The following is a 17455-nucleotide window of genomic DNA, read 5'->3' on the forward strand; positions in this document are numbered from 1 at the left end:
GATGTTCCCGCCGGATCAGGGCCCGCACGCCACCCGGCGCACAGACGGGCGGGGTTGTCGAGGTCAGGGTGTCCAGGGGACGCGGTGTTCCGCGAGGTGTGAGAGTACGGCGTGGTTCGCCTCCCAGCCGTCCGGGAACTTGACGAGGGTTCCCAGCTGGACCGGTTCCGTCGACGGGTAGGCGTCCAGGAGGTCGCCCACGCCTGCCCGGCACACCACCACGCACGCGTGCCGGTGCCGGGAGGCCAGGACGCACAGACGGCCCGTCTCCAGGTGGAAGGCGGTGGCGTCGGGGCGGCCGGAGAGCGGGTGGAGGATCACCGTGACGTCGAACTCCATGCCCTGGAGCCGGTTCGCCGTGTCCACGGTCACGTCCGGGACGCCCAGCTCCGCCAGCGCCGCCCGCACCGCCGCCGCCTGGTCGCGGTGGGCCGTGCCGACGGCGACCCGGTCGGCGGTCAGCGGGGTCGGGTCGGGGGACAGCTCCGAGGTGGCCGCGCCGCCCCGGTCCAGCAGCCGCCGGACGACCGTCGCGACGGCCCGCACCGCCTCGGGGTCGGTCCGGGGCGTGTGCCGGGCGGGCAGCTCCAGCAGGCCCCAGCCCGACTCCGCAGCCTCGTCGATCACCCGGTCGGCGCCGGAGCCGTCCGGGGGCACGGCGAAGGACAGGCGCCGGTCGCCGTGCCCGGTGCCGCTGCGGAACGGGGTGAACGGGTAGAACGCGTCGGAGACCAGGGGCGCCGCCGACGCCGGAAGCCGCCAGGACACCGGCAGCCGGTGCTGCGGCAGCTCGGGGTTGTGCGCCAGCAGGGTGCTCACCGCCGAGGCCGACGGATCGTACGACAGGCCCGCCCACTGCTCGCCGCCCACGATCGAGAACGGGTCCAGTTGCCCCGGGTCGCCCACGAACAGCGCCCGCTCGAACAGCCCGGCCACGGCCAGCAGCCCGTCCGACCGCATCTGGTACGCCTCGTCCACGATCGCGTGCCGCCACGGCTCGTCGACCTTCACATGAGCCCACTTGGCCGCCGTGGAGATCACCACCGGCAGGCCCGCCAGCTCCGCCGCCTTCGCCGACTTCCGTACGTTCGCCAGCTCGTCGAGCGCCTTGTCGTACGGGTCGGCGTCGCTGCTGTGCAGCCGGCCCACCGGCAGCTCGGGGTTCTTCACGGCGAGCCGCACGACCAGGTCGTCGACCTGCGCGTTGGTCTGCGCGACCACCATCAACGGCCGTCCCGCGTCGGCGAGTTCCAGGGCCGCGCGGACGACGAGCGTGGACTTGCCGGCGCCGGGCGGGGAGTCGACGACCACCCCGCGCGCGGTGCCGTGCAGCGTGTCGCGCAGGATCGCGTCGGTGGCGCGAGTGGCGGCGGTACCGGGGTCGAACGCGGCCTCGGTGGTCACAGGACATCCTCCCGGGTGACGGAATCGGGGACTTCGGGCACCTGCTCGCCCGGCGGGCCGCCATGCGTCCACGGCGTGTCCTCCGGGTCGGGAAGCTTCGCGCCGCCGCGCTGCTCGTGCTCGAAGAGCGTGAAGCAGAGCCGGTCGCCCTTCTCGGGCACGGACCCCGCCTCGGGCTCCTTGCCCCGGCCCATCTTGTCGACGATCCGCAGCACCAGCAGGACGTCACCGGTGTCGCCGTCCTCGCCGTGCCCGTCGTCCTCGCCGTCCCGCCGCACGAACTCGGCCGCCTGGGGCTTCCCGCCCAGCGACCGGAACACCTTCGCCCGCTCCCCGAGGTGCGGCCGGTCGTCCGTCCGTACGGTGACCAGCGGGCGCGGGCTCGGCCGCTTGCTCTCGCTGTATGCCATGACCACGTCGACGACGTCGCCCGCGAACGCCTCCCCGGCCAGCCGCCGCCCTGCCATCACCAGCGGGTCGTCGAGCGCCTCCTGCGCCTCCAGCCGGGCCTGTTCGCGCTCGCGGGTGGCGAGCTTGTTGGCGGCGGTGACCGCGTCGTCGCGCCGCGGCTGCGGGGGCTCACCGGCGACGACCCGGTCGCGGTGGCCGGTGAACGACCAGCGGTCGCGCGTCCACCGCTCCTCGACGTGCGCGCCCTCCGGCAGCGCCCGCAGCAGGTCCAGGCCCTCCCACACCTTGTTCCAGGTGGGCAGCGTCCGGCTCTTCACCAGCTCGCGGATCTCCTGCTCGGCCGCGGTGAGCGCGCCCAGCCGGTCGTCGGCCTGGAGGCCGTCCTCGGCGGCGGCCAGGGCGGTACGCGCGCGGTCGTAGCGCTCGAAGGCCGGGGCGAGCAGCTTGTTGTCGAACGCCGGGTCGGTCGCCGGACCGGCCGGCGGGCACAGCAGCTGTCCGGCGGCGTCCCGCGCGAGTTCCGCGCGCAGCGCCGCCTGCGCGCCCGTCTCACCCGGTGGCGGGGCGATCCAGGCGAGCTGTGCCCCCAGGTGCTGGTCCTCCAGGCTGGACTGCCCGGTCGCCCAGTGCCGGCCCAGCAGCTCCGTCATCGCCATGAGCAGCGAGGAGCCGGGCACCCGGGACCGCTCCCCGAAGTGGGTCAGCCACCGCCCGAGCAGCGGTACGTGCGGGGGCGCGGGATACGGCGTCTCCGGGTCCTGCTCCGCCGTGCGCCGGAAGCGCATGGAGCGGCCGAGGAGACGCACGAAGTCGACGCCCGCGCGGCTCGGGACGATCAGCTGGGGCGCGTCGGCGCACAGCTCGACCTCGACCTTGACGCGTTTTCCGGTCTCCGGGTCGGTCTCGCTGCGCTCGGCGGCCTCGACGACGTCGGCGTAGGAGTCGAGGTACGGCAGGACGACGTCGGCCAGTTCGGCGAGGAACGCGAACCTCAGGTCGCGGTCGCGCGGCTGCGGTACGACGAGCAGCCGCGGCGCGTCCCGGTCGGTGCCGACCAGCGCGCCCAGCGGGGCGCCGGCCTCACCGGCCGTGGTCAGCGGGACGAAGACCAGCGGCCGCTCGGAGAGGCGCCGGTGCCGGACGGTGGCGGTGGGCTGGGCGCGGCCGGTCGTGACGGCCTCGAGGCGGGCGAGGGTGGTGATCAGTGACACATCGTCCCCAGGGCGTCGGCGCGGAGTCGGGCGGCCCGGCGCAGGGCGGCCACCGCCGGATCCCGCGGATCGCCGCTCTCGCCGCGCGCCGCCGCGAGGACGTCCTCGACGGTGGTGAGCCCGCCCAGTTCGGCCCGCACGGAACGGCCCAGGGAGGTGACCGCGCCGGCCGCGCGGGACCGCTTACGGCAGTGGAACGCCAGCTCGCAGGCGGCCAGGCACTCGGGCGCGTACGTCGCCGGGACCGACTCGACGGCCGCCGTGAGGCGCTCGGCGGGCAGCTCGGGGGAGAAGCAGGTGCCCTCGGGGAGGGCGTCGGCGATGTCCTGGATGCGGGTGAGGCGGGCCAGCTGACGGCTGGTGACCGCGCGCTGCTTGCGCACGTCCACGGCGGAGGCGGTGGGCAGGTTGGAGAAGTCCTTGGGGCAGACCAGGAGGACGCGGTGGCGCACGCGCGGGGCCGGGTCGAGCCGGGCGGCGACCGCCTCGAGGGCCAGCACGTACACGGCGGCCTGCCGGGCGGCCGCGCCGACCTTCGCCGGGTCCGCCGAGCCGTCCAGCATCGGGAAGGACTTGATCTCCACGACCGTCCAGCTGCCGTCGGGGTGCACCACCACCGCGTCCGGCTCCAGGAAGGCGGGGGAGCCCGCGACGTCGAGCGCGATCATCGGATGGTCCAGGAGCGTCCAGGTCCCGGTCGCCCCGGTGGCCTCGCGCAGCGCCAGCGCGGTGCGCGCCGTGCGGCCCTCGGGACCGATCGCGGACAGGTCGGGCAGAGCGGCGTCGGCGGGCGGTGCGGCGCCGGGGTCCAGCCGCTCGTGCACCAGCCGCAGCAGCTCCGCGCCGCCGTCCGCCTTCACCTTCGCCTCGAACGCGTTGCCGCGCGTGAGGGCGAACTGGGACTGCCCGAAGGCCGAGGGCGAGCCCAGCGCGTCCGCCAGCGTGGCCTTGTCCACCCCGGCGCCGTCGAGGATCGCGCGCCGCTCGCAGCCCGGGTTGGCGGCGAGCGCCGCGAGGGCACGGGCGTCCAGCGCCTTGGCCGGTACGTCGGGGCCGCGCAGCTCAGCGAGCCGCTGCCGGAGCGCCGTCCCCCGCGTCCGAGGGGGTGGCACCCGGCTCGGCTCCGGGGCCGAACCGTGACTCGCGCTGCCGTGGAATTCGCTCACCCGTCGAAGTCTGGCATCCGCCACTGACAATCGAGGACGATGTGCTCGCAGAGGCCGCCGCGACCAGCGGGACACGGTCCGCGAACCACACCCGGGCGCGGTCCGCGCCGCGCATCACCAACGGCGTCAGCAGCAGCCCGACGCCCATCACGGCCGCGCCCGCGACCGCGTCGAGGAAGTAGTGGTTGGCGGTGCCCATCACCACGAGCGTCGTCACCAGCGGGTAGAGCACGCCGGCCGTCTTCGCGGTACGCGTGCCGCCGTGGCGCCACAGCATGACACCGCACCACAGGGCCCAGCCGACGTGCAGACTCGGCATCGCCGCGTACTGGTTGGTCATGCCGCCCATGCCGCGCGGCGCGCTCGCCTCGCCGCCCCACCAGCCGTACGAGCTGTACTGGGCCATGGTGTCCACGAACCCGTGGCCGACCGACAGCAGCCGGGGCGGGCAGGTGGGCAGCAGCGTGAAGCCGATGAGACCCATGAACGTGGACGTCATCAGCCAGGTGCGGGCCGCCCGGTAGTGCCGGGCCCCCGACCGGAACAGCCAGACCAGGATCACGGGCGTCACCAGGTAGTGCAGCGACGCGTACCAGAAGTCGGCCGGCACGCCGATCCACGCCTGCGTCCTGAACAGCCGGTTCAGCGGGTGCTCGGCGTTGATGTGCAGGAACTTCTCGACGCGCAGGATCGCCAGGCCGTGGTCGACGGCGGTCGTCACATCGCCCCGCGCGAGCAGTCGGCCCGCGGAGTAGCAGGCGTACACCAGCACGAGCAGGGGCAGCTCGGTCCACCAGCGCAGCCGTGTCCGCGGGACCGCCTCGGTGCCTGGTGTCTCGGTCTGCGGCATCCGATCGCCTCCCCCTTCGTGTCGCTGTCTGGTCGCTGCTGTGCCGGTGGCTCGGGACGGGCCACTTTACGGCGCGTGTGCGCGCCCTTCGTGGGCGCCCCGGCTCTCAAAGACGCTGAGATCGCCCTTCGGGTTGCCCCTGTTCAGGGTGAGCGATGATGGAAGGGATCCGCCCCTGATTTCTCCCCTGATCCCTCTCAGGGTCTCCCCGGAAAGGTCCCCCATGGCACCGCGCATCCTGCTGGCCCGGCACGGACAGACGGAGTGGTCGCTGTCCGGCAAGCACACCGGCCGGACCGATGTGCCGCTCCTGGAGGAGGGCCGCCGGGGTGCCGAGCTGCTCGGCGAGCGGCTGCACCGGGCGCCGTACGACGGCCTGAAGGACGTGGAGATACGCACCAGCCCGCTGGCACGCGCGCGTGAGACGTGCGAGCTCGCCGGGTTCGGTGAGCGGGCCACCACCTGGGACACCCTCATGGAGTGGCACTACGGCGCCTACGAGGGCATGACCCCCGCCGAGATCCAGGCCGCCCGGCCCGGCTGGCTCATCTGGCGCGACGGCGTCCCCGAGGGCGAGTCCCTCGCCGAGGTGACCGCCCGCGCGGACGAGGCCGTCGCGTGGGCCCGCTCGGCCGACCGGGACGTGCTGGTCTTCGCCCACGGGCACATCCTCCGCTCCATCGGGGCACGCTGGCTGGGGCTGCCGCTGGACTTCGCGGCCCGGATACGTCTGAACCCGACGTCGCTCTCGGTCCTGGGCTGGGCCTACGGCGAACCGGCGATCGAGAGCTGGAACGATCTCGGGCACCTCGGGCAGCGGTAGACGGTCGCGGTCACCGGGTGCGGTTCCGGGGGCCTGGTCTCACACCGTCCGCGGTGTCGAGGCGTGCCGCTCCAGGAACGTGGACACGCCCCCCGCCCGCCGGTGCGGCAGCAGCACTCTGGCCGTCCCCGCCAGCATCGTCTGGATCCGGGACGACTGGACCTGGTCCAGCAGGTCCAGGACCCGCATCCCGGCCGTCGCCGCCTCGTCGGGACGGCCCCCGCGCGCGAGGTCGTCCGCCAGCTCGGCCGTGTACAGCGCGATGTTCCGGGAGAAGTGCGGGTCCTGGAGGTCCGCCGCCCGCTTGGCGTGCCGGGCCGCGCGCGGCCAGTCGCCGAGGGTCGACCAGCACTGTGCCTCGAGCCCTTCGAGCTCGGCCTCGCCGTAGAAGCTCATCCACTCGGGGTCGCTGTCGCAGGGACCCCGGTCGTAGAGGGCCTGCGCGCGGACGAGGGCCTGCGCGCAACCGGTGTGGTCGGCGAGCCCCGCCCAGCCGCCGGCCTCGCGCAGCGCCAGCAGCGACATCAGGCGGGGTGAGCCCAGGGGGCGGGCGACGCGCTGGGCGGCCTGGGCGGCACGCACGGCCTCACGGGGCCGGCCCGCGTCGCGCGCGAGGAACGCCGTGTTGCAGAAGGCGTGCGCCTCCAGTCCCTGGTCCCCGGTCATCCGGGCGGTCGCCAGAGCCTCCGCGTAGTGCGAGCGCGCGTCGTCGAACCGGCCCGAGTCGTGTGCCAGCCAGCCCACCGAGATGGCGAGCTCCCCGGCGCCCGAGTGCAGCCGGTCGGCGGTGGACTGCCGGGTCGTCCCGGCGTCCAGCAGCGCGAAGGCGGCGCGCAGCGGAGCGGCCGCGCGCCGGTAGAGGCCGTCGGCCCCGTGCCGGTCGTCCAGCAGCCGGATCCTGCGGACCGCTTCTTCGAGGGCGCCGGCCTCGCTCGCTCCCGCGCGGCGCACGGGACGATCCGCCGACGCGTCGTGAGCGAGCCCGAGGGGGCCCAGCGTGGCGGCGGCCATCGTGGCACCTCCGCCGGTCATGAATGCGCGACGCAGCACGTCGCTCTCCTCGTGGTTGTGGTGCCTGTCGTACGGGTCCTGCGTGTCATACGGCTCGTGCGCCCCACCCGTCTCACCCGTGTTCCGCTCGTCACTGGTAGTGCGCTCCGGTCTCGTGGTGTGCGCGCAGGGCGCGTCCTCAGGGGTGCGCGCCCCTCGTCCGCGCACGGACGCGCGGGGCGCGAACCCCAGATCTGTGAGCGTGCGGCCGGGGAACATGTGCAGGAACACCCGCTCGTACGCGTAGTTGGGGCAGCGGATCTCGCCCGCCTCGACGCGCCCGATGTAGCGCGCGTCACAGCTGACGCACTCGCCGATCTCGCGCGCGGCCCGCCGCACGAGTGCGGCGAACTCGGCCGGTGAGCGATGTCCGCGCAGGTGGCGGAAGGCGAGGTTGGGCCGTGCCGGCCGGTCTGGCCGAGGTGGGGTCACCGTTGACGACGCCATGGCCGGGTCCTCTCGTGCGAACCGTCGAACCATGCCGGAATAGGGATGAGTTGTCCGTGTGGCACCCTTGTTCCCGGCGGGCAAGAACGTACCTGCTGTGGTCGGGCCGCCATGCGGTGTTTGGCTACAAACCGGATATCTCATCCACGATCTGCCATGAACTGCCATCCTTTGCGGCGGACTTCCGCCGTAGCCCTTGACGCCGTGGGGCGTTGAGCCTTGCGGACTACGGGCGGGCTGCGCGGTGGAGGCCGGGATGGAGACCAGGCAGAGCAACGTTCCTTCTATGACAGCGGTGGCGGCGTGCGACCTGGTGACGGTGCCGACCCGGCAGGGGTTGGAGGCGGTCGACATCCTGCGAAGGGGGTCGACGGGGGACGGAGTGGGGCCCGTCCTGCACGACGACGGCGACGACACGCTCGGCTTCGTGGTGCCGGCCGGGACGGCGGCGGCATGGGACATGCCGGGCAGTACCTGTACGGGAACCGAAGGCAGGGGGCTGCGACTCGCACCCGAGCCGTCGACCGAGGGCTCGGGCTGGCTGGTGCCCCCCGGCGAGGCGGATCTCGCGACGGATCCGACGGTGCTGCGGCGGGCGTTGGGCGAGGCGGCCCGGCTGATCGAGGCGGCGGACAGCTGCCGGTGAGGACGCCTGCGGTGTGACCGGCGCGGCACCCGGCTGTGTGCGTGGGCCCCGAGCGTGGGATCCGGATCCCGTGCCTGGGCTCCCGTTCGCGGGCCCCGAGCCCACGCGCGCGTGCCCGTCAGTTCCGCGACCGCTCCGGCCCCGCCCGCCTCCTGGCCGCCCGCTCTCCGGCCCCCGCCCGTGCGCTTTCCCGCGCCTGAACGTCCCCTGTTCGGCCGGGCGCGCGGGGAGCGGTCGCGGCCTGCGAAAATGCTGTCATGGCAAAGTCCAGGAACAACCGGCGCGAGCGGGACGCCGACGCCGTCGTCGAGCCCGTCGACGGCGGGCTCGCCCAGCTCGTGCCCGACCGGGACCGGGCGCGGGCCTGGACGCTGCTCATCGACGGAGCCCCCCAGTCGCACGTCGACCTCGAGGATCCCGCCTTTCTCTCCTTCGAGTACCAGCGGCGCCTCGGCCATGTCATCGACCTCGTCGCACCGCCCGGCAAGCCCCTGCACGTCGTGCATCTCGGCGGCGGCGCGTTCACCCTCGCCCGGTACGTCGCCGCCACCCGCCCCCGCTCCACCCAGCAGGTCGTCGAACGGGACGCGGCCCTCGTCCAACTGGTGCGGCGGGAACTGCCGCTGGACCCGGGGGCGCGCATCAGGGTGAGGTCGGTCGACGCACGCGAGGGTCTCGCCAAGGTGCCCGACGGATGGGCGGATCTCGTCCTGGCGGACGTGTTCAGCGGCGCCCGGACCCCCGCCCACCTCACCTCGACCGAGTTCCTCGACGAGGTCCGCAGGGCGCTCAAGCCCGGTGGGACCTACGCCGCCAACCTCGCCGACGGCCCGCCGCTCGCGCACCTGCGCGGCCAGATCGCCACCGCAGCCGCCCGGTTCCCGGAACTCGCGCTGGTCGCGGACCCGACCGTGCTGCGCGGCAAACGGTTCGGCAACGCCGTACTCGCCGCCTCCGACCTGCCGCTGCCGACCGCCGAACTGACCCGCCGGGCCGCCTCCGACCCCCACCCCGGCCGGGTCGAGCACGGCAGGGCGCTCACCGACTTCACCGGCGGCGCGGTACCGGTCGTGGACGCGTCGGCGGTGGCCTCACCGGCGCCGCCCCCTTCGGTGTTCCGCTAGCCCGACCGCCGACCGCCGACCGCCGGTCGTCAGTACGTGCCCACTTCCACCCGGGGCGGCCCGTCGTGCCAGGTGCAGAACACCGACACCCGGTCCGCGCCGGAGCTGAACTCCACCCGGATCCACGACTCCGTCTTCCACACCTGCATCGACCAGCCCGCGCCCGGCGTCGCCGAGACCAGCGACGCGGAGACCTTGCCCAGGTCGAAGACGACCAGCCCGCCGTCGGTGTCATAGCTCTTGACCGTGCCCCGGGACGTGTTCCGGGGCGTTCCGGAGGCGCTGGGGGAGGGGTCGGCGGTCGCCGCCGTCCGAGAGGGGGCCGGGGTCGCCGGGGTCCGGCTCGGGGTCGGGGACGGGCTCCGCGAAGCGGACGGGCTGCCGGTCGGCGAGGCCGGCGGCTTCGACTCCTGCGTGATCGCCTCGCCCGCGGTGAGCGGCAGGGCGCGCGGCGGGTCGTAGGCCGTGCCCGCCATCACCGTGTGGACACCCCACCACGACAGCGTGACCGCCGCGCCCGTGGCGAGCGACCAGGCCAGTACGTGTACGAGTCCTCTGCGCATCGCGGGCCATCTTGCCCCACGCGCCTCACCCGTGTCGCACGGATGTCCCCACGGCCACGCACGGTCGCCTCACTCCTCGTCCACAGGAGCCGAGTTGTCCACAGGCCCGAATGACGTCCGTCCGCATGGCGTAGGTTGCGGCGCATGGCAAGTGTGCTCGTGGTCGAGGACGACCAGTTCGTACGCTCGGCGCTCATCCGGCAGCTGACCGACGCCTCGCACCTCGTGCGCAGCGTCGGTACGGCACTGGAGGCGCTGCGCGAGGTCGCCCATTTCCGCTTCGACGTGGTCATTCTCGACCTCGGCCTGCCCGATCTGGACGGCTCCGAGGCCCTGAAGATGCTGCGCGGCATCACGGACGTGCCGGTCATCATCGCCACCGCGCGCGACGACGAGACGGAGATCGTCCGACTGCTGAACGCGGGCGCGGACGACTACCTGACCAAGCCGTTCTCGGTGGAGCATCTGTCGGCGCGGATGGCGGCCGTGCTGCGTCGAGCCCGGTCCGGCGCCGCGGAGGCCTCGCCCTCCAGCGTCCTTCGCGTCGGCGGTCTGACCGTCGACCCGTTGCGCCGCCAGGCCGAGCTGGACGGCGCACGGCTCGACCTCACCCGCCGTGAGTTCGACCTGCTCGCCTTTCTCGCGGGCCGGCCGGGGGTCGTGGTCCCGCGCCGGGAACTGCTGGCCGAGGTGTGGCAGCAGTCCTACGGCGACGACCAGACCATCGACGTCCATCTGTCCTGGCTGCGCCGCAAGCTGGGCGAGACGGCGGCCCGGCCGCGCTATCTGCACACCCTGCGGGGCGTCGGCGTGAAGCTGGAGCCGCCCGTCCCCGCCGACTCCGCCGACTCCGGGGGGACGGGACCGATCCGATGAGATGGGCACTGGTCAAGGTCTGCCTGGCGGTCACCACGATGGTCGTGATCGCCTTCGCCGTCCCGCTCGGTCTGGTCATCAAGGAGATGGCCCGCGATCGCGCGTTCTCCAACGCCGAGCGGGAGGCCGCGGTCGTGGTCCCGGCGTTGTCCATCACGACCGACCGCGACCAGTTGGAGCGGGTCGTCGCCTCGGCGGGCTCCGACGACGGAATGGCGGTACACCTGCCGGCGAGCGACGGCCGGGCCGCCGTGGACCTCGGCCGGCAGCGTGCCGCGGACGCCGACATCGCGGCCGTACGGAGGCTGGGCCGCGCCTCCACCACCGAGGTCCCCGGAGGCTCCGCGCTGCTCCAGCCGGTCGCGCTGAGCCTGGGGACCGTGGTGATCGAGGTGTACGTGCCCGAGTCCGAGGTGAGCAACGGCGTCGCCACGGCGTGGGCGGTGCTGGCGGCGGTCGGGGCCGCGCTGGTCGTCGGCTCGGTCGCCGTCGCCGACCGGCTGGGCGTCCGGATGGTGCAGCCGGCGAGACGTCTGGTCGAGGGGGCGCAGGAGCTGGGGGAGGGCAAGCTCGGGGCGAGAGTGCCCGAGGAGGGCCCGAGCGAACTGCGCCTCGCGGCGGTGGCGTTCAACTCGATGGCGGATCAAGTGGTCCAACTACTGGCCAACGAGCGGGAGTTGGCGGCCGACCTGTCCCACCGGCTGCGGACCCCGCTGACCGTGCTGCGGCTCAACGCGGCCTCGCTGGGCGAGTCCCCGGCCGCCGAGCAGACGAGGACGGCCGTCGCCCAGCTGGAGCGCGAGGTGGACACGATCATCCGGACGGCGCGGGAGGCCAAGCCGCAGACGGCGGCCGCCGGTCCGGGCGCGGGCTGCGACGCGGCGGAGGTGGTCCGGGAGCGGATGGCGTTCTGGTCGGCGCTCGCGGAGGACGAGGGCCGAAAGGTGCGCACGGCCGGCGTGGACCGCCCGGTCCGCATACCCGTGGCCCGTACCGACCTCGCCGCCTCCCTGGACGCCCTGCTCGGCAACGTCTTCCGGCACACCCCGGAGGGCACGGCCTTCGCGGTCGACGTCCACAACGGCGAGGACGCGGTGATCGTCCTCGTCTCGGACGCGGGCCCCGGCATCAGCGACCCCGAGGCGGCGATGGCGCGCGGCCGGGGCTCGGGCGCCGCGGGCTCGACCGGTCTCGGCCTGGACATCGTCCGCCGGCTCGCCGAGTCGACGGGCGGTGACGTCCGCATCGGCTCCTCGGTACTGGGCGGCACCGAGGTGCGGCTCTGGATCCAGCTGGACGGGCGGGAGCCGGTGCGCAGGGGCCACCGGGGGGCTGTCCGCAGACGGCGACGGGCGGTCGCCGGCCGCTCCTGAGGGGCGAATTGGTCTCGACCTTTAACCGCTCCCGATGTGTTCCTTAAGCGCTCCCTAAGAACCTCGACGGCCGTCCCTGTCAGGCGTTTTGCCCGGTTCGGGATCGCTAGCGTGCTGCCGCACCCCACCCCCGGGAATCCCCGTGAGCAGTGAAGGCAGGCACCTGATGAGCACGCATCGGCGCAGGATCAGCGGCAGGAACAAGATGATCGGCGGCGCGGTCGCCGCGGCCGTGGTGGGCGGCGGGGCCGTTCTGCTCGGCGGCACCGCGCAGGCGGCCGGGGTCGGGGCGGCCTACACCAGGACCAGCGACTGGTCGACGGGGTACACCGCGCAGTACGTCGTGACCAACAACAGCGGTCGGGCGAAGGCGGACTGGAAGCTCGAGTTCGATCTGCCGGCCGGGGCGAAGCTGAGTTCCCTGTGGAACGGCGAGTCCGCCGTCAGCGGGCAGCACGTCACGGTCTCGTCGCCCAAGTGGGACACCGACGGGCTCGCCGTCGGGGAGTCCGTCACCATCGGCTTCGTCGTCAACGGCAGCGGGGATCCCGCCGGTTGTCTCGTCGACGGCGCCAAGTGTTCCGCCGACGACGGCGCCACGCCCGAGCCGAGCGGCCGGCCGACCCGGACCGCGAGTCCCACCACGGCCCCGAGTCCGACCGCCACCGCCTCGCCCTCCTCTCCCTCGACCCCTTCCTCCCCCGCGCCGAGCACCAGCGCGAGCACCGGTACCGGCACCACCGCGACCGCCGGGTTCGCCCCCTACGTCGACACCTCCCTGTACCCCGCCTTCGACCTCCTGGCGAGCGTGAGCGCGACCGGGGTGAAGGACTACAACCTCGCGTTCGTCACCGACGGCGGCGGCTGCACGCCCAAGTGGGGTGGGGTGACCGACCTCGCGAGCGACGGCGTGGCCGCGCAGATCGGGGCCCTGCGGGCCAAGGGCGGTGACGTCCGGGTCTCCTTCGGCGGCGCCTCCGGCTCCGAGCTGGCGACGACCTGCTCCTCGGCGGACGCGCTGGCGGCGGCGTACGGGAAGGCGGTGGACGCCTACCAGCTCACCAAGGTGGACTTCGACATCGAGGGCGGCGCGCTGCCCGACACCGCGGCCAACACCCGGCGCGCCCAGGCGATCGCCAAGCTCCAGCAGCAGCACCCGAACCTGGACGTGTCGTTCACCCTCCCCGTCATGCCCGAGGGGCTGACGCAGGACGGCGTGAACCTGCTGGCCGGCGCCAAGTCCGCCAACGTGGAGATCGACACCGTCAACATCATGGCGATGGACTACGGGCCGGCGTACAGCGGCGACATGGGGACCTATGCCGAGCAGGCCGCCACCGCGACCCAGGCGCAGGTCAAGAGCGTCCTCGGGCTCAGCGAAAGCGCGGCCTGGAAAGCGGTCGGGGTCACTCCGATGATCGGTGTGAATGACGTCACGTCCGAGATCTTCAAGGTCGACGACGCCACCCAGCTCGTCGCCTTCGCCAAGGCCAAGGGGCTCGGCCCGCTGTCGATGTGGTCGGCCACCCGGGACAAGCAGTGCGCGGGCGGGGCCAAGGGCTACGCGGACGCGACCTGCAGCTCGATCGTCCAGACCGATTCCGCGTTCTCGAAGGCGTTCGCCGCCTACAAGTGATCACTTGAATGACCAGGGGGGAGCGGAGAAACGATCACGTAAGTGATCAAGGTGTGTCGATTACGTTTCGACAAATGAAGTCGGCGGCTCTTGACGCATGACCGGACATACGGCTGTTATTGCGCCACCCCGTGTTCGGTCAAGTTGATTTCTGGTCGATTGAGACCAGCTTTCAGCCACACCCTGTGGCCGAACTTCGCGTCAGGAGCCGTTCATGCACCACCTCTCCCCCTCCGGCCGCCTCGCTCTCCCCTCCCCGAGCCGTCGCACCCTCCTGCGCGGTATGGGCGGCGCGGCCGTGCTCGGCGCCGGCATACCCCTGCTGTCGGCCTGCGGCGGCAGCGGCACCGCGGCCGACCCGAAGACCGTCACCCTCGGCTCCAACGCCTCCGACGCCGTCCCGAAGAAGGCCTTCGCGGAGATCTACGCGGCCTTCAAGAAGCAGTCCGGGATCACGGTCGACGTGAACACCAAGGACCACAACACGTTCCAGGAGCAGATCAACTCCTACCTCCAGGGCACCCCGGACGACGTGTTCAACTGGTTCGCCGGCTACCGGATGCAGTTCTTCGCGGCCAAGAAGCTCGCCACCCCCATCGACGACGTGTGGCAGACCATCGGCGGCAACTTCCCGGACGCGATGAAGGCGCTCAGCAAGGGCGAGGACGGCAAGTACTACTTCGTGCCGCTGTACACGTACCCCTGGGCGCTCTTCTACCGCAAGAGCGTCTTCCAGCAGCACGGCTACACCGTCCCCACCACCTGGGACCAGCTCGTAGCCCTGTGCAAGCAGATGAAGAAGGACGGGCTCGTCCCGATCGCCTTCGGCGACAAGGACGCCTGGCCGGCGCTCGGCACCTTCGACCAGATCAACTTCCGCACCAACGGCTACGACTTCCACGTCGAGCTGATGGCGGGCAAGGCCTCCTGGACCGACGCGAAGGTCCGCAAGACCTTCGACCACTGGGCCGAGCTCCTCCCGTACCACCAGGACGGCGCCGTCGGCCGCACCTGGCAGGACGCCGCGCAGACCCTCGTCTCCAAGAAGGCCGGCATGTATCTGCTGGGCACCTTCGTCGCGCAGCAGTTCACGAACCAGGCCGACGCCGACGACCTCGACTTCTTCGCCTTCCCGGAGATCGACCCGGCCTACGGCCAGGACACCGTCGAGGCGCCCACCGACGGCTTCATGCTCTCCAAGGCCCCGAAGAGCAAGGCGGCCGCCGTCAAGCTCCTGGAGTACCTGGGCACCCCGGAGGCCGAGGCGACCTACCTCAAGGCCGACCCGAGCGTCGTGGCCGCCTCCTCCAAGGCCGACACCTCCTCGTACACCGCCCTGCAGAAGAAGGCGTACGCGATGATCAGCGGCGCCAAGCACCTCACGCAGTTCATGGACCGCGACAGCCGGCCCGACTTCACCTCCACGGTGATGCAGCCCGCGCTCCAGAAGTTCGTCCGCGACCCCAAGGGGATCGACGGCCTGCTGACGTCGATCGAGCGTCAGAAGAAGACGATCTTCGCGTCCGGCTGAGACGCTCGAGCCGAGGCGGATGAGCACCGACACATGAGTTCCGAAACGACCACGAAGATCCCGGGGGCGGCCGCCGTGCCGCCTCCGGGCACCGCGACCCCGAAGAAGCGGGTTCCGCAGGGCCACCGGCGCCTGCTGACCCGCCGCGACCGGCTCACGCTCGGCCTGATGGCGGGCGTGCCGACGATCCTGCACGTGGCCCTCGTCTGGGTCACCGCCCTGGCCTCCGTCGCCCTCGCCTTCACCACCTGGGACGGCATCGGCTTCGACTCGATCCGGTGGGTGGGGCTGGACAACTTCAGGGAGCTGTTCAGCAACAACCCGCAGTTCTGGCCCGCCGTCCAGCACAACGTCGTCTGGTTCGTCGTGCTCATCCTGATCCCGACCCCGTTCGGGCTCTTCCTGGCGGTCCAGCTGGACAAGAAGATCCGGTTCAGCCGGGTCTACCAGACGGCCTTCTTCCTGCCGGTCGTGGTCTCCATGGCCGTCATCGGCTTCGTCTGGCAGCTGATCTACAACCCGGACACGGGCCTGATCAACAGCCTGATCGGCGCCAACGAACCGGGCCACTACATCGACTGGATCGGCGACCCGGACCTCAACCTCTGGGCCATCCTCATCGCCGCCTCCTGGCGGCACGCCGGCTACATGATGATCCTCTACCTGGCCGGTCTCAAGAGCGTCGACCCGGCCCTGCGCGAGGCGTCCGCACTGGACGGGGCGAACGAGTGGCAGACGTTCAAGAACGTCGTCTTCCCGACCCTGCGGCCCACCAACACCGTCGTCCTCGTGGTGACGATCATCGAGGCACTGCGCGCCTTCGACCTGGTCTTCGTCTTCAACAAGGGCGCCCAGGGGACCGAACTGCTGTCGATCCTGGTCACCAACAACATCATCGGCGAGTCCAGCCGCATCGGATACGGATCGGCGATCGCCGTCGTCCTGCTGGTGATCTCCCTCGCCGTGATCATCCCGTACCTGATCGCGACCTTCCGAAAGGAGCGGCGAGCATGAGCGCGACCCTGGCGTCCAAGCAGCGCACCCCCGTCCGCCCCACCCGGATCCTGCTGCACACGTTCCTCGTCGTGACGTCCCTGGCCTGGCTGGCACCCCTGCTGTGGGCCCTGTTCGCGGCTCTGCGCCCCTACGCGGAGACCAGCGAGAAGGGCTATGTCTCCTGGCCCGACAAACTCAGCCTCGACAACTTCACCAACGCGTTCCAGCAGTCGGACATGCTGCACTACTTCGGGAACACGCTGCTGATCGCGGTCCCGGCCGTGCTCCTGACCCTGTTCCTGTCGTCGTGCGTGGCGTTCTACGTCAGCCGCTTCGACTTCCGGGTCAACCTGTTCCTGCTCCTGGTGTTCACGGCCGGCAACCTGCTTCCGCAGCAGGTGATCATCACCCCGCTGTACCGCCTGTACCTCCTGGTCGACCTGCCGGGCGTCACGGTCAGCGGCAAGCTCTACGACTCCGCGCTCGGCCTGGTCCTGATCCACGTGGCGTTCCAGTCCGGCTTCTGCGCCTTCGTGCTGAGCAACTACATGCGCTCGCTGCCGCACGAGCTGACCGAGGCCGCGCTGGTCGACGGGGCCTCCGTCTGGCGGCTGTACTGGCAGATCGTGCTGCCGCTGTGCAAGCCCGCGATGGCGGCCCTGGCGACCCTGCTCTCCATCTGGATCTACAACGACTTCTTCTGGGCCATCGTGCTGATCTCGACCGGTGAGAACATGCCGATCACCTCGGCCCTGAACAACCTGTCCGGCCAGTACTTCACCGACCCCAACCTGGTCGCCGCCGGCGCCCTGCTCACCGCCATCCCCACGCTGATCGTGTACTTCGTGCTCCAACGCCAGTTCGTCAGCGGCCTGACCCTGGGCGCCAACAAGGGCTGAGCCCCTTCTTCTCCCCTCCGGCAGGGACGCCCGCGCACCGCCCGCGCACGGCGTCGCCGCCGACCTGGCCCGGTCAACCGGAGGGGGCGGGGTTCGTCGGCCGTCTCTCCTGCGAACCGTCGTTCTCCCAGGTCAGCTTGACGTTCAGGTGACCTTCGGCGCTCGTCTTCGCGATGATCGCGCCGGCCTCCGCGGTCAGCTTCACACCGAACTCGACCTCGATCGTGCCCGGCCGGACGTCCATCGCGCGGAACTGGCCGAGCACGTCCGACGCGGCCTGGCGGACATTGCCGAGCGCGGAGCTCAGCGAGGCGCCGGCCGACTCGACGAGGCCACCCGTCCGGGACACCGGGCTGATGGCCGGGCCGTCCTGCGGCACCTCCACGATCACTTCACCGCCGCCGTCCAGGGTCCACCGCACCAGCTCGGTCATACAGCCTCCTCGATCG

At 72.2% G+C, this 17455-nt stretch carries 16 protein-coding genes; 9 read left to right on the top strand and 7 right to left on the bottom strand.

The features are described 5' to 3' along the window. Positions 1–63: 63 nt before the first annotated feature. Genes ACIRPU_RS00465 through ACIRPU_RS00480 form a run of 4 tightly spaced genes read right to left on the bottom strand, consistent with a single transcriptional unit; the run spans position 64 to position 5042 of the window. Positions 64–1404 (bottom strand): AAA family ATPase, encoded by a 1341-nt coding sequence (locus ACIRPU_RS00465; RefSeq protein WP_403859685.1) that lies wholly within the window; start codon positions 1402–1404, stop codon positions 64–66. Then, on the bottom strand, positions 1401–3026 hold the full coding sequence (locus tag ACIRPU_RS00470) for a hypothetical protein (RefSeq protein ID WP_403859688.1): 1626 nt from the start codon (positions 3024–3026) through the stop codon (positions 1401–1403). Before ACIRPU_RS00470 ends, ACIRPU_RS00465 begins: the two co-directional genes overlap by 4 nt. Further along, positions 3017–4138: a hypothetical protein gene (locus tag ACIRPU_RS00475; RefSeq protein WP_403861525.1), complete on the bottom strand. Its 1122-nt coding sequence runs from the start codon at positions 4136–4138 to the stop codon at positions 3017–3019. The genes ACIRPU_RS00470 and ACIRPU_RS00475 overlap by 10 nt, the downstream gene beginning before the upstream one ends. Beyond that, on the bottom strand, positions 4089–5042 hold the full coding sequence (locus ACIRPU_RS00480; protein WP_403859691.1) for a phosphatase PAP2 family protein: 954 nt from the start codon (positions 5040–5042) through the stop codon (positions 4089–4091). The genes ACIRPU_RS00475 and ACIRPU_RS00480 overlap by 50 nt, the downstream gene beginning before the upstream one ends. A gap of 223 nt (positions 5043–5265) precedes the next feature. On the opposite strand from ACIRPU_RS00480, the gene ACIRPU_RS00485 reads away from it, so the two are divergent. Further along, positions 5266–5865: a histidine phosphatase family protein gene (locus ACIRPU_RS00485; RefSeq protein WP_403859694.1), complete on the top strand. Its 600-nt coding sequence runs from the start codon at positions 5266–5268 to the stop codon at positions 5863–5865. A gap of 39 nt (positions 5866–5904) precedes the next feature. Here ACIRPU_RS00485 and ACIRPU_RS00490 read toward each other — a convergent pair whose 3' ends face one another. Beyond that, complete coding sequence (locus ACIRPU_RS00490) at positions 5905–7362, bottom strand: hypothetical protein (RefSeq protein WP_403859697.1); 1458 nt, start codon at positions 7360–7362, stop codon at positions 5905–5907. Positions 7363–7618: 256 nt separating this feature from the next. Between ACIRPU_RS00490 and ACIRPU_RS00495 the strand changes: the two genes are divergently transcribed. After that, on the top strand, positions 7619–8008 hold the full coding sequence (locus tag ACIRPU_RS00495) for a hypothetical protein (RefSeq protein ID WP_403859700.1): 390 nt from the start codon (positions 7619–7621) through the stop codon (positions 8006–8008). 257 nt (positions 8009–8265) lie between these two features. After that, positions 8266–9132: a spermidine synthase gene (locus ACIRPU_RS00500; protein ID WP_403859703.1), complete on the top strand. Its 867-nt coding sequence runs from the start codon at positions 8266–8268 to the stop codon at positions 9130–9132. A 29-nt stretch (positions 9133–9161) separates the two neighbouring features. Here ACIRPU_RS00500 and ACIRPU_RS00505 read toward each other — a convergent pair whose 3' ends face one another. Then, positions 9162–9695: a hypothetical protein gene (locus ACIRPU_RS00505; protein ID WP_403859706.1), complete on the bottom strand. Its 534-nt coding sequence runs from the start codon at positions 9693–9695 to the stop codon at positions 9162–9164. A gap of 144 nt (positions 9696–9839) precedes the next feature. Between ACIRPU_RS00505 and ACIRPU_RS00510 the strand changes: the two genes are divergently transcribed. The 6 genes from ACIRPU_RS00510 (at position 9840) to ACIRPU_RS00535 (ending at position 17006) form a co-directional block, all read left to right on the top strand. Further along, positions 9840–10571: a response regulator transcription factor gene (locus ACIRPU_RS00510; RefSeq protein WP_384111724.1), complete on the top strand. Its 732-nt coding sequence runs from the start codon at positions 9840–9842 to the stop codon at positions 10569–10571. Further along, positions 10568–11944, top strand: a complete 1377-nt coding sequence (locus ACIRPU_RS00515) for a sensor histidine kinase (RefSeq protein WP_403859709.1) — start codon at positions 10568–10570, stop codon at positions 11942–11944. Before ACIRPU_RS00510 ends, ACIRPU_RS00515 begins: the two co-directional genes overlap by 4 nt. 166 nt (positions 11945–12110) lie before the next feature. Next, a complete protein-coding gene (locus ACIRPU_RS00520) occupies positions 12111–13580 on the top strand; it encodes a cellulose binding domain-containing protein (RefSeq protein WP_403859712.1) in 1470 nt (489 codons plus the stop codon). Positions 13581–13794: 214 nt separating this feature from the next. After that, positions 13795–15111 carry an ABC transporter substrate-binding protein gene (locus ACIRPU_RS00525; protein ID WP_385555850.1) on the top strand — a complete coding sequence of 439 codons (1317 nt, stop codon included), beginning with the start codon at positions 13795–13797 and terminating at the stop codon, positions 15109–15111. Between the two features lie 33 nt (positions 15112–15144). Beyond that, positions 15145–16125 carry a carbohydrate ABC transporter permease gene (locus ACIRPU_RS00530; RefSeq protein ID WP_384111717.1) on the top strand — a complete coding sequence of 327 codons (981 nt, stop codon included), beginning with the start codon at positions 15145–15147 and terminating at the stop codon, positions 16123–16125. Next, entirely contained in the window at positions 16122–17006 is an 885-nt protein-coding gene (locus tag ACIRPU_RS00535; RefSeq protein WP_403859717.1) for a carbohydrate ABC transporter permease, read from the top strand. The genes ACIRPU_RS00530 and ACIRPU_RS00535 overlap by 4 nt, the downstream gene beginning before the upstream one ends. Before the next feature lie 73 nt (positions 17007–17079). Here the strand turns inward: ACIRPU_RS00535 and ACIRPU_RS00540 are convergent, their stop codons facing one another. Continuing rightward, positions 17080–17439 carry a CU044_2847 family protein gene (locus ACIRPU_RS00540; protein WP_403859720.1) on the bottom strand — a complete coding sequence of 120 codons (360 nt, stop codon included), beginning with the start codon at positions 17437–17439 and terminating at the stop codon, positions 17080–17082. Positions 17440–17455: the final 16 nt, after the last annotated feature.

It is taken from the genome of Streptomyces sp. NPDC102259 (genome assembly GCF_044766465.1).
Classification (GTDB): Bacteria; Actinomycetota; Actinomycetes; order Streptomycetales; family Streptomycetaceae; genus Streptomyces.

Coding starts and splice junctions, on each gene's coding strand:
- ACIRPU_RS00530 (WP_384111717.1), top strand. CDS start 15,145: ATGAGTTCCGAAACGACCACGAAGATCCCGGGGGCGGCCGCCGTGCCG.
- ACIRPU_RS00515 (WP_403859709.1), top strand. CDS start 10,568: ATGAGATGGGCACTGGTCAAGGTCTGCCTGGCGGTCACCACGATGGTC.
- ACIRPU_RS00505 (WP_403859706.1), bottom strand. CDS start 9,695: ATGCGCAGAGGACTCGTACACGTACTGGCCTGGTCGCTCGCCACGGGC.
- ACIRPU_RS00540 (WP_403859720.1), bottom strand. CDS start 17,439: ATGACCGAGCTGGTGCGGTGGACCCTGGACGGCGGCGGTGAAGTGATC.
- ACIRPU_RS00535 (WP_403859717.1), top strand. CDS start 16,122: ATGAGCGCGACCCTGGCGTCCAAGCAGCGCACCCCCGTCCGCCCCACC.
- ACIRPU_RS00520 (WP_403859712.1), top strand. CDS start 12,111: ATGAGCACGCATCGGCGCAGGATCAGCGGCAGGAACAAGATGATCGGC.
- ACIRPU_RS00485 (WP_403859694.1), top strand. CDS start 5,266: ATGGCACCGCGCATCCTGCTGGCCCGGCACGGACAGACGGAGTGGTCG.
- ACIRPU_RS00480 (WP_403859691.1), bottom strand. CDS start 5,042: ATGCCGCAGACCGAGACACCAGGCACCGAGGCGGTCCCGCGGACACGG.
- ACIRPU_RS00490 (WP_403859697.1), bottom strand. CDS start 7,362: ATGGCGTCGTCAACGGTGACCCCACCTCGGCCAGACCGGCCGGCACGG.
- ACIRPU_RS00525 (WP_385555850.1), top strand. CDS start 13,795: ATGCACCACCTCTCCCCCTCCGGCCGCCTCGCTCTCCCCTCCCCGAGC.
- ACIRPU_RS00495 (WP_403859700.1), top strand. CDS start 7,619: ATGGAGACCAGGCAGAGCAACGTTCCTTCTATGACAGCGGTGGCGGCG.
- ACIRPU_RS00510 (WP_384111724.1), top strand. CDS start 9,840: ATGGCAAGTGTGCTCGTGGTCGAGGACGACCAGTTCGTACGCTCGGCG.
- ACIRPU_RS00500 (WP_403859703.1), top strand. CDS start 8,266: ATGGCAAAGTCCAGGAACAACCGGCGCGAGCGGGACGCCGACGCCGTC.